This is a genomic window from Pseudomonas sp. BIGb0558 (genome assembly GCF_024807515.1).
Classification (GTDB): domain Bacteria; phylum Pseudomonadota; class Gammaproteobacteria; order Pseudomonadales; family Pseudomonadaceae; genus Aquipseudomonas; species Aquipseudomonas yamanorum_A.
Genome location: NZ_JANUEW010000002.1, coordinates 313,564 through 329,712 on the forward strand (window position 1 = coordinate 313,564; position 16,149 = coordinate 329,712).

12 protein-coding genes and 1 pseudogene are annotated in these 16,149 nt (G+C 61.3%); 2 read left to right on the forward strand and 11 right to left on the reverse strand.

Annotated features, from left to right (window positions below; translation table 11 throughout):
- The first annotated feature begins 71 nt into the window (after positions 1 to 71).
- Positions 72 to 785 carry a methyl-accepting chemotaxis protein gene (locus M2400_RS33475; protein WP_371318573.1) on the forward strand — a complete coding sequence of 238 codons (714 nt, stop codon included), beginning with the start codon at positions 72 to 74 and terminating at the stop codon, positions 783 to 785.
- Positions 786 to 955: 170 nt separating this feature from the next.
- Entirely contained in the window at positions 956 to 2,863 is a 1,908-nt protein-coding gene (locus M2400_RS04725; protein WP_177114297.1) for a methyl-accepting chemotaxis protein, read from the forward strand.
- A gap of 192 nt (positions 2,864 to 3,055) precedes the next feature.
- On the opposite strand, the gene M2400_RS04730 is transcribed toward M2400_RS04725, so the two are convergent.
- From M2400_RS04730 to hutG, 11 genes and pseudogenes are all read right to left on the reverse strand, one after another.
- Complete coding sequence (locus M2400_RS04730; RefSeq protein ID WP_177041081.1) at positions 3,056 to 3,790, reverse strand: amino acid ABC transporter ATP-binding protein; 735 nt, start codon at positions 3,788 to 3,790, stop codon at positions 3,056 to 3,058.
- Positions 3,783 to 4,742 (reverse strand): amino acid ABC transporter permease, encoded by a 960-nt coding sequence (locus M2400_RS04735; protein WP_093202652.1) that lies wholly within the window; start codon positions 4,740 to 4,742, stop codon positions 3,783 to 3,785. The genes M2400_RS04730 and M2400_RS04735 overlap by 8 nt, the downstream gene beginning before the upstream one ends.
- Positions 4,743 to 4,884: 142 nt before the next feature.
- The gene (locus M2400_RS04740) at positions 4,885 to 5,682 is read right to left on the reverse strand and encodes a transporter substrate-binding domain-containing protein (RefSeq protein ID WP_010169158.1); all 798 of its coding nucleotides are present in this window, start codon (positions 5,680 to 5,682) and stop codon (positions 4,885 to 4,887) included.
- A 219-nt stretch (positions 5,683 to 5,901) separates the two neighbouring features.
- A complete protein-coding gene (locus M2400_RS04745) occupies positions 5,902 to 6,705 on the reverse strand; it encodes a transporter substrate-binding domain-containing protein (RefSeq protein ID WP_177076024.1) in 804 nt (267 codons plus the stop codon).
- Positions 6,706 to 6,925: 220 nt separating this feature from the next.
- Positions 6,926 to 9,516: pseudogene (gene mdoH, locus M2400_RS04750) on the reverse strand (glucans biosynthesis glucosyltransferase MdoH).
- Entirely contained in the window at positions 9,509 to 11,260 is a 1,752-nt protein-coding gene (locus M2400_RS04755) for a glucan biosynthesis protein G (protein WP_310503510.1), read from the reverse strand. The pseudogene mdoH and the gene M2400_RS04755 overlap by 8 nt, the downstream one beginning before the upstream one ends.
- 267 nt (positions 11,261 to 11,527) lie before the next feature.
- A complete protein-coding gene (gene dtd, locus M2400_RS04760; protein ID WP_017478202.1) occupies positions 11,528 to 11,965 on the reverse strand; it encodes a D-aminoacyl-tRNA deacylase in 438 nt (145 codons plus the stop codon).
- Positions 11,962 to 12,933: a prolyl aminopeptidase gene (gene pip / locus M2400_RS04765; protein ID WP_177076020.1), complete on the reverse strand. Its 972-nt coding sequence runs from the start codon at positions 12,931 to 12,933 to the stop codon at positions 11,962 to 11,964. Before pip ends, dtd begins: the two co-directional genes overlap by 4 nt.
- A 103-nt stretch (positions 12,934 to 13,036) precedes the next feature.
- A complete protein-coding gene (locus M2400_RS04770; protein ID WP_259195238.1) occupies positions 13,037 to 13,972 on the reverse strand; it encodes an alpha/beta hydrolase in 936 nt (311 codons plus the stop codon).
- 173 nt (positions 13,973 to 14,145) lie between these two features.
- A complete protein-coding gene (locus M2400_RS04775; RefSeq protein WP_259195237.1) occupies positions 14,146 to 15,093 on the reverse strand; it encodes a choline ABC transporter substrate-binding protein in 948 nt (315 codons plus the stop codon).
- Positions 15,094 to 15,342: 249 nt separating this feature from the next.
- Positions 15,343 to 16,143 (reverse strand): N-formylglutamate deformylase, encoded by an 801-nt coding sequence (gene hutG, locus M2400_RS04780; protein ID WP_177076016.1) that lies wholly within the window; start codon positions 16,141 to 16,143, stop codon positions 15,343 to 15,345.
- Positions 16,144 to 16,149 lie beyond the last annotated feature (6 nt).

Sequence of the window (16,149 nt, forward strand, 5' to 3'; positions counted from 1 at the left end):
CGGCCGTCACCGAGCAGACCAGCGCCGGGGTCAACAGCCAGAAGGTCGAGACCGACCAGGTGGCCACCGCCATGAACGAAATGGCCGCCACCGTGCAGGAAGTCGCCCGCAACGCCGAAGAAGCCTCTGAGGCGGCCGTCGCCGCCGACCAGCAGGCCCGCGAAGGCGACAAGGTGGTGGGTGAAGCCATCGCCCAGATCGAGCGCCTGGCCAGCGAGGTGGGCAACTCCACCGAAGCCATGGGCCATCTCAAGCGCGAGAGCGACAAGATTGGCAGCGTGCTGGACGTGATCAAGTCCGTGGCCCAGCAAACCAACCTGCTGGCCCTCAACGCGGCGATTGAAGCCGCCCGTGCCGGTGAAGCCGGGCGCGGTTTTGCGGTGGTCGCCGATGAAGTGCGCAGCCTCGCCCAGCGCACGCAGAAGTCCACCGAGGAAATCGAAGAGCTGATCGTCGGCCTGCAAAGTGGCACCCAGCAAGTGGCGACCATCATGGACAACAGCCGCAACCTCACCGACAGCAGCGTCGAGCTGACCCGCCGGGCCGGCAACGCCCTGGAGAACATCACCCGCACTGTCTCGACCATCCAGGCGATGAACCAGCAGATCGCCACCGCCGCCGAGCAACAAAGCGCCGTGGCTGAAGAGATCAACCGCAGCGTGCTTAACGTGCGGGATGTTTCCGAGCAGACCTCGGCAGCCAGCGAAGAAACCGCCGCTTCCAGCGCTGAACTGGCACGGCTGGGGATTTACCTGCAAACCCTGGTAGGCCGCTTCAAGGTCTGACCCGCGCGCGGCGGCCATCAGGGCCGCCGCCACGACAACTTGTGAAATTTCCTACGCGCTTTTCAGGTCGTGGATTACACACCTGGCGCCGAATAAAAGTAGCGTTTCAACTCCTCCTGACCTCTTCAGCCGGACGCTCGAAACGCTCCTTTTATTCGTTGGAGGTCCACATGCTTCGTCCACTGACCCGCCTGCTTGGAAACATCAGCATCAGCGTCAAACTTGCCCTGGGCTTTGGCCTGGTGCTTAGCCTCAGCCTCATCATCGCGGCAACGGGCTGGCAAGCCTTGAACGCCTCACTCAATCGCTCACAAAAGCTCACGACCCTCTCGCAATTAGCCGTTGTCGGTGAAGAGCTGCGTGCTGATCGCATTGTCTATCGCACGCTCAACGACCCCGCCAGCCTGTCCAAGATCGAGCAGCACATGGACAAGATCGACCAGTTTCTGGTGGATCTTTCCCCACGATTTACCGACCTGATCAATCAGCAGCAGTTGCAGGAAAGCCGACGCTTTGTCACCAGCTTCAAAACGGCCCTCAGCGGCCTGGAGGGGCTGACCAAACAACGCGAGAACGCCCGCGAACAGCTCAAGCGCAGCTCAGTCCAGAGCAGTGACACCCTCTCTGAACTGTCCAGCAACCTGCCCAATCAGGACGACGAAAAGGCCCTCGACGCCGTAGAACAATTGCGCCGGGCCATGGAGCAAGCCGAGGACCGCGCCCAAAGCCCCGCTTGGGCCGCCGCGTCACTGGACGCCTATGCCAACGGCCTGAATGATGCGCTGCTGGCGCTGGATGGCGCTCAAGCGGCTGTAAGCGCGCTACCGGTTGATGCCAGCGCCCTTAGAACCGCACTGCTCGGCTTTCGGACTCACCTGACACGCCTCAAGGAGGCCCAAGTGACCACCGAAACCACCCAGAACCAGCTTGAGCAATGGGTGGATCAGTTACTCAAGCAAAGCGACCTGTTGAGCCAGGACCAAACCACCAAACGTGACACGGAGGCCGGCCTCGCCCGTACCCTGCTGCTCAACGTCAGCGCGCTGGCGCTGTTGCTCGGCATCGTGGCCGCCTGGCTGATCGCCCGCCAGATCGTCGCGCCGCTGCGCCAGGCCCTCCACGTGGCCAACCGGATTGCCGAAGGTGACCTGAGCCACGACATCCAGACCTCACGTCAGGATGAACTGGGGCAGTTGCAGCGCAGCATCGGGCAAATGACCCTCAACCTGCGGGGCTTGATCAGCGGCATCGGCGACAGCGCCCAACAGATCGCCAGTGCCGCCGAACAACTGTCTGCCGTCACCGAACAGACCCGCGCCGGGGTCGATGGGCAGAAACAGGAAACGGAACAGGTGGCCACTGCGATGAACGAAATGCTCGCCACCTCCCAGGAAGTCGCGCGCCATGCCGAGCAAGCTTCACTGGCCGCTGCCGAGGCAGACCAACAGGCGGGCCAGGGTGATCAGGTGGTCGCCGAGGCCATTACCCAGATTGAGCAGCTGGCTCAGGAGATGCTCCGTTCTAGCCAGGCCATGCAAGGGTTGCAACAGGAGAGCCGGAAGATCGGCAGCGTACTGGAGGTGATCAAGTCAGTCTCGGAGCAGACCAATCTCCTGGCCCTCAACGCAGCGATCGAAGCGGCCCGCGCCGGCGAGGCCGGCCGAGGGTTTGCCGTGGTCGCCGATGAAGTGCGCAGCCTGGCGCAACGCACCCAGCAATCGGCCGAGGAAATCGAGGAACTGATCAGCGGCCTGCACCGAGGTACGCAGCAGGTTGCGGACATCATGGACAGCAGCCGCAGCCTCACCGACAACAGCGTGCAACTGACCCGTCGCGCAGGCGATGCCTTGGCCGGTATCACCCGGACCGTGTCGGTTATCCAGGAGATGAACCCACAGATTGCCGCCGCTGCCGAAGAGCAGACCGCAGTGGCAGAGGAGATCAACCGCAGTGTGCTGAAGGTCAAGGATGTGTCGGAACAGACCTCGGCCGCGAGCCAGGAGACGGCGGCGGCCAGTGTCGAACTGGCGCGCCTGGGCGCGGATTTGCAGGTGTGGGTGGGCAAGTTCAAGGTCTGAAGAAGCCCGCTGCCGACTGTGGGGAGGGTGCTTGCTGTGGCTAGGGAGCTTGCTGTGGCGAGGGAGCTTGCTGTGGCGAGGGAGCTTGCTCCCGCTGGAGTGCGCAGCGCTCCCAGGATTTTGGGGCCGCTACGCAGCCCAGCGGGAGCAAGCTCCCTCGCCACAGCAAGCTCCCTCGCCACAAGAAGCGTTTTACAGAACCTGACGCAGAAAGGCTTGGGCCCGAGGATCCTTCGGCGAATCGAAGAATTGCGCCGGAGCGGCGTCTTCCAGGAGTTTGCCGTGATCGAAGAACAGCACCCGATCGGCCACTTCCCGGGCAAAACCCATTTCATGGGTAACGCAGACCATGGTCATGCCTTCCAGGGCCAGGGTCTTCATCACGTCCAGCACTTCGCCGACCATTTCCGGGTCCAGCGCCGAGGTGGGCTCGTCAAACAGCATCACCTTGGGCTCCATCGCCAGCGCACGGGCAATCGCCACGCGCTGCTGCTGGCCACCGGAAAGCCGCGACGGAAATTCGTTGGCTTTCTGCGCGATGCCGACCTTTTCCAGGAGCGCCAGGGCCTTGGCCTCGCGCTCTTTCTTGCCGCGCTTGCGCACGACTTTTTGCGCCAGGCAGAGGTTTTCCAGCACGGTCATGTGAGGAAACAGGTTGAAGTGCTGGAACACCATGCCGACTTCCCGGCGATAAGCGTTCACGTCGGTCTTCGGGTCTGCCAGTTGCAGGCCGTCAATGCTCACCGAGCCGGAATCGAACTCTTCCAGGCCGTTAAGGCAACGCAGGAACGTCGACTTGCCGGAGCCGGACGGGCCGATCACCACCAGCACTTCACCCTTGGCCACCTGCGTGGTCACGTTATCCACCGCGCGGACTACGTGGCCACGGGTGTCGAAGACTTTTACCAGATCGCGGACTTCAATCACTTTGCGCGAGCCTCCGCTCAAGCCGGCTGGCGATTTTCGACAGCGGCAGGTTGATCAGCAGGTACAGGCCTGCCACGCAGAACAGGATTTCGAACGGCGAAAACGAGGTAGTGATGACTTCACGGCCGCTTTTCAGCAGTTCGGTAATCGCAATCACCGACACCAGGGACGTGTCCTTCACCAGGCTGATAAATTGCCCGGCCAGCGGCGGCAACACGCGCTTGAAGGCCTGCGGCAACACCACATGGCGCATCGACTGGCCGGCACTGAGCCCCAAAGAACGTGCCGCTTCATTCTGGCCACGGGCAATCGACTGCACGCCGGCACGAATGATTTCGGCCACATAGGCGCCGGTAAACAACGACAGCGCGGCGATCCCGGCGAATTCCCGGGACAGGTTGAGCACCGTGCCGATAAAGAAATAGAAAATGAAGATCTGCACCAATAGCGGCGTGCCGCGTACCAGTTCGACGTAGATCGTCGACAGATCGCGCAAAGTCGGGTTATTCGACAAGCGACACAACCCGGTCGCCAGGCCGATCAACAGGCCCAGCACCCCGGACACCACCGATAGCCACAACGTGGTCCACAAACCCCACAACAACGGGCCCGCCGCCCAATGCCGGGTGACGCCGATCACATCGCCCTCGGCCACGTCATCGTCCTTGGCCACTTGCAGGCTGTTCTCGGCCACGGTCAGGTGCTGTTCGTTGCCCTCGCCGTTACGCAGGGTGACTTCAGCTACATCGCCCTTGCGCACCAACTCGCTGACGGTGGAAATGTCCGACGCCCGCTGGGACTCTTCTGCCTGGTAGACGAAGTACTGCGGAACACGGTTCCAGCGCCATTCGTAGGACATCAGCGAGGTGGCGTAATACAACGCGCCGGCCAGGCCGACCAGCACCAGCACCGTCAGCAGGTGCCAGGGCCATTGGGCTTTTTTCTGTTTCATTATTTAACATCCATCAGGGGCGGGATGTACCCCGTATGTGGCGAGGGAGCTTGCTCCCGTTGGGCTGCGTAGCAGCCCCAAAAAAGGCGGGAGCGCTACGCACTCCAGCGGGAGCAAGCTCCCTCGCCACACAAGCCAAGCGTTATTCCATGTCCTTGAGCCACTCGGAGCTCTTGAACCACTTGTCATGGATGCGATCGTAGGTGCCGTCGTTGCGGATCTGGTGCAGGAAGTTGTTGATGAAGTTGATGCTGTCGTAGTCGCCCTTCTTCAGGCCGAACGCCAAAGGTTCAAAGGTGAACGGCTGGTCGAGGAATACCAGCTTGCCATTGCCGACCTTGTTCACCGCCACCACGTTGTAAGGCGCGTCGTAGACAAAGGCGTCGGCCTTGCCGTTGACCACGTCGAGCACGGCTTCCTGCTCGTTGTCGTAGCCGTGGTACTTGGCCTTGGAGATCAGCTTCTTGGCCACCATCTCGCCGGTGGTGCCGAGCTTGGAGGTCAGGCGGTACTTCTCGTCGTTCAGGTCTTTGTAGGACTTGATGGTGCCTTCCAGCTCCTTGCGAATCAGCAGGGTCTGGCCGACCACGATGAACGGTTCGCTGAAGTTCAGGCGCAGGTTGCGTTCCTGGGTCAGGGTCATGCCGCTGCCGATCATGTCGAACTTGTTGGTCAGCAGGGCCGGGATGATGCCGTCGTAGCCGGTGGAGATCGGCTCGAACTTGACGCCCATGGACTTGGCCATGGCCTTGAGGATGTCAACTTCAAAGCCGATGATTTCACCGCGCTTGTTGGTCATCTGGAACGGCATGTAGGTCGGGTCCATGCCGACTTTCAACGTGCCGCGCTTGACCGCATCATCGATGGCGCCGGCGTGGGCCGCGTTGACCGCCACCAGTGCGGTGACGCCTAGCAGCAGCATCGAAAGATACTTTTTCATCATCAAGTCCCCTGAACCCATTTTATGGTGAGATCGGCGCGCAAAAGGGCTGCACCATTTCGGGGTGCGATCCTAACTCACTCCCCGCCCGGTACAAAGGTTTCACCGGGATTTGTTGCCAAGGGATGACAGAAAAGCCCCACAACGGTGCAGGGAACCCTGCCGCTAGACATGTCAACGCACAGGCCAGCCAATTGATTGATGTGTAAGCAGTTATGACTACCAGCCCACCTCCGTCATCCAGTCCGTGTCTTTGAACCACTTGTCATGCAGCCGATCGTAGGTGCCGTCCTGGGCCACCTGATTGAGGAAATGATTGATCCAGTTGAGGCTGTCGTAATCGCCCTTTTTCACCCCGAACGCCAACGGCTCGTAGGTGAAGGGTTGTTCCAGCGCCAACAGCGTGCGGTTCTGGGGCTTGGTGATGGCGATCAGGTTGTACGGCGCGTCATGGATAAAGGCGTCCGCCTTGCCCTCCACCACCTGGCGCACCCCTTCTTCAGGGGTCGGAAAACTGTGCAACCGGGCAGCGTCGAGAAACCTCTTCGCCGCCGCCTCGCCCGTGGTGCCTTCGGCCGCCGCGATCCGGTAGCCGGCTTCGTTCAAGTCTTCGATGCTGTGGACCTGCTCGGCCAGCCGCGGATGCAGCAGCACGGTCTGGCCGACGATGATGAAGGAATCGCTGAAATTGAGTGTCAGGTTGCGCTCCTGGGTGACCGTCATGCCGCTACCGATCAGGTCGAACCGGCTGGCCAGCAGGCCGGGGATCAGGTCGGTATAGGGCACTGAGACCAACTCCAGCTTCACCCCCAGCGCCTTGCTCATCTCCCGTAGCAGGTCAATTTCAAAGCCGACGATGCGGCCCTTCTTGTCGGTCATCTCGAAGGGCACGTAGGCCGGGTTGGTGCCAACTTTCAGCACACCGCGGCGAACGGCTTCGTCTATTGCCCCGGCATGCGCCAGGTAACCATGGGAAAACGTGACGATGCCGAGCAACAGCATCGATAAATACCTTTTGATCATGAAACGCCCCTGTTCCGTTAAACACTCCCACTCCCAGCCACGCACAAGTTCGCGTAAACCAGGGGCTTCGAGTCAGATTTTGGGGGCGATGCTAACCCACTCACAGGCACGGCAATACGCCTTGGTGAAGGGTCTTTTGTTTCGAAATAACAAGGAGTTAGCGCGGAAGAACAGAGGGGAAAAACAACGTAGGACGGTTGCCAAAAACGCCCCCGAGGCGTTACCTCGGGGGCGTCCGAATCAGGCCGGTTGAGCCTGGGACGACAGTGGTTTCAATGGCAGCAACGGCGCATGCGGATCAGCCTTGACCGATGCCCGCCAGGCGTTGAGCCATTCGGCGTGACCTTCGCTCCAGACCTGCTCGTGCAAACGAGCCAGGGCGACCGGGTCGCTGAGCAAGGCCAGGCGTTCGCCGTTGTTGAGGCCGGCAGGGCCGACTTTCAGCGCATGACGAACACGCTCGGCGCGCAGCCATTCGATCGGCTCCGCCTGCCCGTGACGGGACGTCGCGAGGGCACACGCCAGGGCGTTTTGCTGAGGATCGACCACCGCCCGCACAAAGCCGTCGTTCAGCGCATGCCAACGGTTTTCGTGGGTGTATTTGTCGGTCGACAACAGCGCCTGGGGCGGATTGTATTCCTCGGGGATCAGGAACAGGCTCTCGTCACGGGACTTGAGGCCCAGCTTGACCCGGCTGGAAATCACCGACACCGGAATCGACAGCATCAGCGAACCCACGATCGGCACCAGCCACCACAGGAAGCTTGGGTTCAACCACACCACCAGCAGTGCCCAGAAGAAGCCGAGCAAGGTCTGCGGACCGTGGCGCTTGACCGCCTCGCTCCAGGGCGTGGAGTCGTCGTCACGCTGTGGCGAGTTCCAGGTCGCAGCCCAGCCGAGGAACGCGGCGAGTACGAAACGGGTGTGGAAGATCATCCGCACCGGCGCCAGCAACATGGAGAACAGCATCTCCAGCAGCATCGACAAGGTCACCTTGAACTTGCCGCCGAACTCTTTCGCGCCCTTGGCCCAGATCAGGATGATGCTCAGCAGTTTAGGCAGGAACAGCAGCACGATGGTGGTGGAGAACAGCGCCACCGCCTTGTCCGGATGCCATTGCGGCCACAGCGGGTACAACTGGCGTGGCGCCATGAAGTACTGCGGCTCCATCAGGGTGTTGACCGCCAGCAAGGCCGTCGACAGCACCAGGAAGAAGAACCACAACGGCGCCGACAGGTATGACATCACGCCGGTCAGGAACACCGCACGGTGCACCGGGTGCATGCCTTTTACCAGGAACAGGCGGAAGTTCATCAGGTTACCGTGGCACCAGCGACGGTCACGCTTGAGTTCGTCCAGCAGGTTCGGCGGCAGTTCTTCGTAGCTGCCCGGCAAGTCGTAGGCAATCCACACGCCCCAGCCGGCACGGCGCATCAGCGCCGCTTCAACGAAGTCGTGAGAGAGGATCGCACCGGCAAACGCGCCTTTACCCGGCAACGGCGCCAGGGCGCAGTGCTCGATAAACGGTTTCATGCGGATGATCGCGTTGTGGCCCCAGTAGTGGGATTCACCCAGTTGCCAGAAGTGCAGGCCGGCGGTAAACAGCGGGCCGTACACACGGGTGGCGAACTGCTGCATGCGCGCATACAGGGTGTCCATGCCCGACGCACGCGGCGCGGTCTGGATAATCCCGGCATCCGGCGTGGCTTCCATCAGGCGTACCAGGCTGGTCAGGCATTCGCCGCTCATTACGCTGTCAGCGTCGAGGACCACCATGTACTTGTAGTCACCGCCCCAGCGACGGCAGAAGTCGTCGAGGTTGCCGCTCTTGCGTTTGACGCGACGGCGACGGCGGCGATAGAAGATCTTGCCGAAGCCACCGGCGTCGCGGCACACGTCGAGCCAGGCTTGCTGCTCGGCGATGCAGATATCGGCCTCGTTACTGTCGCTGAGGACGAAGAAGTCGAAACGGTCCAGGTCACCGGTGGCGGCTACCGATTCGAACGTTGCGCGCAGGCCGGCAAATACCCGGGGCACGTCTTCGTTGCAGATCGGCATTACCAGCGCGGTGCGGGCGTCTTTCGGAATCGGCTCGTCACCGGCACTTTTGCCGGAGATACGGTATTTATCGTGACCGGTCAGCAGTTCCAGGAAGCCCATCAGCGCGGTCCAGAAACCGGCCGAGACCCAGCAGAACAGAATCCCGAACAGTACCAGGATGCTGGTTTGCAGGGCGTAAGGCAGCACCTGGGTAGCGGTTTGCAGCAGGGTCTGGTTGCGGATCTCGTCAAAGTCGACGAAGGACCAGCCCTGGTACGGCATGATGCCTTTCATGTACCAGCCTGCGACGATCGTCTGGCCGAGCATCAGCACCAGCAGGATATAGCGACGGATCGAACCGACGGTGCGCCAGCGCGCAGCCGGCAACACGCGCTCATCCTTCGGCGGTGCCGGAGGGTTGGTGCGACCGGTCAGGCGGCGCCAGCCACGCACCAGGATATTGGTGCGCCACGGCTCAGGCACGACCTTGGTCCGACGAATCGGCGGCGTGGCCTTGAGGCAGACCCGGCCGCTGGCATCGAGCGCCAGCATTTCGGCGTCTTGCAGCTCTTCGGCGGTGTTGAGGGTCAGCCGCGCACCTACCGACGTTTGGGCAGCGTCGGCCGGCGCATCGAACGTGGACGACGACAGGCGCTTGTGCAAATCACTGAAGGACTCGCAGCCCGCCAGTTCGGCGCGCTGCTCATCGGTCATCGGTAGATGCGCCAGGTACTCGGCAAGAGTCTCTGGCTGGACTTGGGAATTACTCATCGGCAGGCAACTGATAGCTCCAGGTTTCGGTCAGGACTTGCTCTGTCTTGGCCTGATCCTGGGTAGGGAGTGGTGTGGCTGGGGCAGCCGCTTCCGGCTGCTTGGCGTCCTTGTCCTTGGCGTCTTTCTTGGCCGCTTTCTCATGCTGTTTGGCCAGTACTTTATCGGCCTTAAGCACTTGGGTCGAAACCTTCTCCGGCTCAGGTGTCACGATATCCTGGACCAGGGCAGCACGCATTTCGGTCGGCTTGCCTGCGTCCTTGATCTTCATGCGCAGGGTCAGGCGCCAGCCTTGGGTGTGCGGGTTGTAGCGCACGCTGTTTTCAACGATTTCGGCGTTGTCACCCACGCTGACCTGGCTGCGAACCGGTGCATCCGGTGCGAGTTTCTTCAGGGACGGGCCCTCGAAGTCCACCAGGTAAGCCACGCTGCCGTCTGGCTGGCGGATCAGGTTGGATTGCTTGACGTCGCCGGTGGAACGCAGGGTCTGCTTGACCCAGGCGCTTTCAGGCGAATGGAACTCGGCGTCTTTCAACGTCCAGTGCAGGCGGTAGGCGACGTCCAGCGGCTTGCCTGGCTCCGGCAGTTTTTCCGGGCTCCAGAAGGCAACGATGTTGTCGTTGGTTTCATCGGCGGTCGGAATCTCTACCAGGTCGACGGAACCCTTGCCCCAGTCGCCATCAGGCTCGATCCAGGCGCTTGGGCGCTTGTCGTAGTTGTCGTCGAGGTCTTCGTAGTGGCTGAAGTTGCGACCGCGTTGCAGCAGGCCGAAACCACGCGGGTTTTCCACGGTGAAGTTGCTGACCGACAGGTGTTTCGGGTTGTTCAGTGGGCGCCAGATCCACTCGCCATTGCCGGCATGGATCGACAGGCCGCTGGAATCATGCAGCTCGCGACGGTAGTTGAGGACCTTGGACGGCTGGTTGGCACCGAACAGGAACATGCTGGTCAGCGGGGCAATGCCCAGCTTGGTGACCTTGTCACGCAGGTACATCTGGGATTTGACGTCGACGATGGTGTCGGTGCCAGGGCGCAGGATCAGGCGATAGGCGCCTGTGGCCCGTGGCGAATCCAGCAGGGCGTAGATCACCAGCTGTTTCTCACCCGGCTTTGGACGCTCGATCCAGAACTCGGTGAAACGCGGGAATTCTTCGCCGGACGGCAACGCAGTGTCGATCGCCATACCGCGGGCAGACAGGCCGTAGACCTGGTCTTTACCCACGACGCGGAAATAGCTGGCGCCGAGCATGGTCATGATTTCGTCTTGCTTGTCGCCCTTGTTGATCGGGTACAGCACACGGAAACCGGCATAACCCAGCTGTTCGGTGGACTTGGGATCGAACTTGACGTCGCCGAAATCGAAGCGGGACGGGTCGTACTTGATTTCCTGGACGCTGTCGGCGGTGACTTCGTTGATTTTCACCGGTGTATCAAAGTGCATACCCTGGTGATAGAAGGACAGCTTGAACGGGGTGTTCTGATCGGCCCACTCGGCTTTTTCGTTGCGGAAACGAATTTTCTGGTAATCAGCGAATTTCATTTCGCGGAATTCGTTCGGCAAATTGCTGCGCGGAGCTTCGTATTTCTGCCCGGCCAGCTCTTTTGCCTTGGCCGACACATCATCCAGACTGAATGCCCACAGTTGACCCGCGCCGAACAGGCAAAACAGGGCAGAGCCCGTTACCAGTGCGTTTCGTAACCGTTTGGCAGACAATTTTGGTGCATTACAGGGACTAACAATCACGAGCAACCCTCGCCGAAAACAGATCAAAAAACCAACGGCCAGCTATCTATATGCCAGGTTGGCGAGCATTGTTCCGACTCCCATGGGGCTAAATGATTCCCCACTGGCGATCGGACAAGTCTCTACCTAAGTCAAAAATGGACCAATTTACGCTGATCCCCGTAGCGCGCGATTATCTAGTAGCCCGCGTGACAACGCATCAGGGTCAGCGAAGTATTTGTAGCGAAAACCCGGTTTTTTGGGCATTACAAGTCGTTTTCAGTACATTCACGTCTGTAACAGGAAGGTGACCGGCCCGTCATTGACCAAATGCACCTGCATATCAGCGCCAAAACGCCCCGCCGCTACCGTGCCATGCAATTGTTGCGCTTGTAACAGCAGGTAGTCGAAAAGTGCTTCGCCCAACGCCGGCGGTGCCGCCGTGGAGAAGCTGGGACGCAAGCCGCTCTTGGTGTCTGCCGCCAGGGTGAACTGCGACACCAGCAGCAACCCGCCGCCAATGTCTTTCAAGGACAGGTTCATCTTGCCCTCGTCGTCGCTGAACACCCGATAGTTAAGCAGCTTATGCAGCAGCTTGTCGGCGCAGGCTTGGGTATCTGACGGTTCGACAGCCACCAGCACCAGCAAACCCTGGTCGATGGCCCCCACTACTTGCCCTTCTACCTCGACCCGGGCGCCGCGCACCCGTTGCAAAAGCCCCTTCATGCTTCTTCAGGCGGCAGATCAAGCAGGCGCCGTGCCATCTCACTCGCCGCACGCACCAGCGCATCGGCGATGCCGGGTTCGGCAGCCGCATGGCCGGCCTCGCGAATAATCTGCAGCTCACTGTTGGGCCACGCCTGGTGCAGTTCCCAGGCGTTATCCAGCGGGCAGATCATATCGTAGCGGCCATGCACGATGACGCCAGGCAGATGGGCGATCTTGTGCATGTCGCGGATCAGCTGGTCTGGCTCAAGGAACGAGTTGTTGGTGAAGTAGTGGCATTCGATACGGGCAATCGACAGGGCGCGCTGGGGCTCGGAGAAACGCTCGATCAACTGCGGGTTCGGGCACAGGCCCAACATGCGGCCTTCCCACGTGGACCAGGCCTTGGCGGCGTGCATCTGGGCGATCTGGTCGTTGCCGGTCAGGCGCTTGTGGTAGGCGCTGAGCAGGTCGTGGCGCTCCTCCACAGGGATGGGCGCGAGGTAGTCCTGCCAGTAATCGGGGAACAGTCGGCTGGCGCCCGCCTGGTAAAACCACTGAATGTCCTGGGGGCGGGCCAGGAAAATGCCCCGCACAATCAGACCATGTACCCGTTCTGGATGGGTTTGCGCATAGGCCAGGGCCAGGGTCGAGCCCCAGGAACCGCCGAACAGCACCCATTTTTCGATACCCAGGTGCTCGCGAATCCGCTCAAGGTCGGCCACCAGGTCCCAGGTGGTGTTGTTTTCCAGGCTGGCCCGCGGGGTGGAGCGCCCGCAGCCGCGCTGATCAAAAGTAACAATTCGGTACAGATTCGGATCGAAAAAGCAGCGGCTATTGGCGTCACACCCGGCGCCAGGGCCGCCGTGGATGAACACAACGGGCAAGCCTTCCGGGGAACCGCTTTCGTCGACGTACAGGACGTGGGTTTCGTCGACGGCCAGATCGTGCCGGGCGTAGGGTTTGATCTGCGGGTACAAAGTCTGCATTGCGCGCTCCGTAAGGGGTCGAGTTCATCCCTGGGGGGACGTCTATTATTCTGCCGTCTGGCATCATAAACCCGAATTGTGCAATGAGCATGTCCTGACGGACTTAGACCTGTGTCAGCAGAACACCACGCAGGTAATCCAGCAGATAAGCGTACAGCCGGTCGACCTCCGCTACCTGGCCTCGGGCTCGCAGGCAACCGTGGATCAGGCCTTTGCCGGGATACAGCGTGGCCGCCACCCCGGCCGCTTGCAGGCGCTCGGCGTAGAGCATGCCGTCGTCCCGCAGCGGGTCGAACTGGGCGACGGCGATCAAAGCCTGCGGCAGCCCGCTGAAATCCGCCGCCAGCAATGGCATGGCATAGGGCGACGGTTTGCCTGGCCCACGCAGGTACAGAGCCAGGTAGCACTCGGTGTCGGCTGTGCTGAGCAGTGGCGCGTCGACGCAGTCGCGGCGGGACGGCAAGTCGGCGGGGCCGCCCAGGCCGGGGTAGATCAGGATTTGCGCCAGGGGCTGCGGCTGATGGTCATCCCGCAGGCCCAGGCACAAGGCAGCCGCCAGGTTACCGCCCGCACTGTCACCGGCCACCACCAGACGTTGAAGGTTGATGTGACAAGGCGCTTCACCCGCCTGAATCGCCCGCCAGACCGTGCGGCAATCGTCGAAGGCGGCCGGGAACGGATGTTCGGGGGCCAGCCGATAATCAATGGCGATCACCAGCACCTGCAGAGCGTCGGCCAGCTCACAGCAGATAAAGTCGTGGGAATCCAGGCCACCCACCACCCAGCCGCCACCGTGCATATAAAGGATGCATGGCCAGCCGGCATCGGGCGCGGGTGTCGTGGGTTGATAAATGCGTATGCCCACGCCACCGAGGGAACCGTCTGACACCTGCAACCCTTCCGGCCGCGCCGGGGTGAATGCCTGGCACATGCGGTCATAGCCTTGGCGCAATCCAGCCAGCGATGTGTCATCGCTGGTGAAGGATTCGGTTTTTTCGACGAAGGCGCACATTGGCGCGGAAATCGGGTAGTGGGACATGAAGGTGATCGTCCTGATAGGAAGACTCAAAGCACACCACAGGACAAATGTGGGAGCTGGCTTGCCTGCGATAGCGGTGTGTCAACCAACGCCATCGTCGACTGATACACCGCCATCGCGGGCAAGCCCGGCTCCCACATTCGCTCTCTGTTGTTTGATCTATCGTGTTCGCATCAGGGTTTCAGGCTGGCCTGTACCGCCGCCACGCCGTCTTTGCCATCCAAAGTCGTCACACCCGCCAGCCAGCGCTGCAGGTCCTCGGGGTTATCCCGCAACCACTGTTTGGCCACATCCTGCGGCGTCTTGCGGTCCATGATCGGTACCATCAACTGGCTCTCCTGGGCCGCGGTGTAGGTCAGGTTTTCCAGCAGGCGTGTCACGTTGGGGCAACGCTCGGCGTAATCCGGCGCCGTCACCGTGGAGACCGTGGCCATGCCCTCGTTGGCACCGAACACGTCTTCACTGCCGGTGAGGTAAGCCATTTTCATGTTGATGTTCATCGGGTGCGGGGTCCAGCCGACGAACACCACGAACTCCTTGCGATTCACCGCCCGCTGCACCGCGGCCAGCATGCCCGCTTCACCGGACGCCACCAGCTTGAAGCCGCCGAGGCCGAAGCGGTTGCTGTCGATCATTTTCTGGATATCGGTATTGGCGCCGCTGCCCGGCTCGATGCCGTAGATCTTGCCGCCCAGCTTGTCCTTGAAGCGGGCAATGTCGGCAAAGGTTTTCAGGCCGGCATCGGCGACGTACTGCGGCACTGCCAGGGTGGCCTGGGCGTCGGCCAGGCTCGGCTTATCGAACACCTTGACCTGATTGGCCGCGAGGAACGGCGCGATGTTGTTGTCCATCGCCGGCTTCCAGTAGCCGAGGAAGATATCCAGGCGCTTGTCACGGATGCCGGCAAAGATGATTTGCTGCACGGCGCTGGTTTGCTTGCTGTCATAGCCCAGGCCATTGAGCAGCACGTAGGCCATGCCGCTGGTGGCGATCACGTCAGTCCAGCTGACCACGCCCATGCGTACGACCTTGCAGGAGGCCGGGTCGGCGGCCATGGCATTCGCACTGATCAGTGCGGCGCCGGTGAGAATCAACAGACAACGGTTGAACAGTCTTTTCATCGATGCGGTCTCACTCGGCAGTTTTTATTGTGGGGATGGCGTCTGACGCGCCGTGCCCCACACCTTACCCAGCGAGACCTCGATAAAAGCGAACTGTGGCGACAGGGATTTGCACACAGACGACTTGGGAGGTGTGTTGCTGTTGAGGGCCTCTTCGCAGGCAAGCCAGCTCCCACATTTGAATGTGTTTGCAATTCAAAAGGTGGGAGCCGGGCTTGCCCGCGATGGCTATCTCAGCTGCGCAACCAATCACCGATAGTGCTTCTGCCCCCAGGCCAGGAACCCTTCCAGCAACTCCTTCAATACCACCCGAGTCGGCTCGGCCAGGTCGGCGCGATAGCGGAACGGCTCAAACTCTTCCATGTACGTGCACTGCCCCAACTCCAGCTGCACCGCGTGGATATTCTCCGCCGGGTTGCCGTAGTGCCGGGTGATATGCCCACCCTTGAAGCGCCCGTTGAGCACATGGCTGTACTGCGGGTGACCGGCGCAGATGGCTTCCAGCTGGCTGGCCAGTTGCGGGTCGCAGGCTGCGCCATTGAAAGTGCCGAGGTTGAAGTCCGGCAGCTTGCCTTCGAACAGGTGCGGGATCATCGAGCGGATCGAGTGCGCATCAAACAACAATGCATAGCCGAACTCGGCCTTAAGCCGGGCCAGCTCGTTTTGCAGGGTGCGGTGATACGGCGTCCACACCTGCTCCAGGTACGTGGCGCGTTCGGCCTTGGACGGTTCCAGGCCTTCGCGGAACAGCGGCACACCGTCAAACAGCGTCGCCGGGTACAGGCCGGTGGTGGCGCCGACGTACAGCGGCTTGTCGTCTGATGGCCGGTTCAGGTCGATGACAAAGCGCGAATACTCGGCCGCCAGGGTGCTGGCGCCCAGTGCTTCGGCAAAGTCATACAGCGTGGGGATGTGCCAGTCGGTGTCCGGCAGGCTTTGCGCCTCGGGGATCAACCCGGCTTGCACCGCCGGCGTCAGGCGCAGGCCCGCGTGGGGCATGCTGATCAGCAGCGGCACACGGCCTTGTTTGAAGTTCAGAACCTTATCCACAGCAGT

What these genes read in the sequence shown, in the direction of transcription:
- M2400_RS04740 (WP_010169158.1), bottom strand. Translation starts at nt 5,682, where the DNA reads ATGAAAAAGTATCTTTCGATGCTGCTGCTAGGCGTCACCGCACTGGTG.
- M2400_RS33475 (WP_371318573.1), top strand. Translation starts at nt 72, where the DNA reads ATGAACGAAATGGCCGCCACCGTGCAGGAAGTCGCCCGCAACGCCGAA.
- M2400_RS04775 (WP_259195237.1), bottom strand. Translation starts at nt 15,093, where the DNA reads ATGAAAAGACTGTTCAACCGTTGTCTGTTGATTCTCACCGGCGCCGCA.
- dtd (WP_017478202.1), bottom strand. Translation starts at nt 11,965, where the DNA reads ATGAAGGGGCTTTTGCAACGGGTGCGCGGCGCCCGGGTCGAGGTAGAA.
- M2400_RS04745 (WP_177076024.1), bottom strand. Translation starts at nt 6,705, where the DNA reads ATGATCAAAAGGTATTTATCGATGCTGTTGCTCGGCATCGTCACGTTT.
- M2400_RS04725 (WP_177114297.1), top strand. Translation starts at nt 956, where the DNA reads ATGCTTCGTCCACTGACCCGCCTGCTTGGAAACATCAGCATCAGCGTC.
- M2400_RS04735 (WP_093202652.1), bottom strand. Translation starts at nt 4,742, where the DNA reads ATGAAACAGAAAAAAGCCCAATGGCCCTGGCACCTGCTGACGGTGCTG.
- pip (WP_177076020.1), bottom strand. Translation starts at nt 12,933, where the DNA reads ATGCAGACTTTGTACCCGCAGATCAAACCCTACGCCCGGCACGATCTG.
- M2400_RS04770 (WP_259195238.1), bottom strand. Translation starts at nt 13,972, where the DNA reads ATGTCCCACTACCCGATTTCCGCGCCAATGTGCGCCTTCGTCGAAAAA.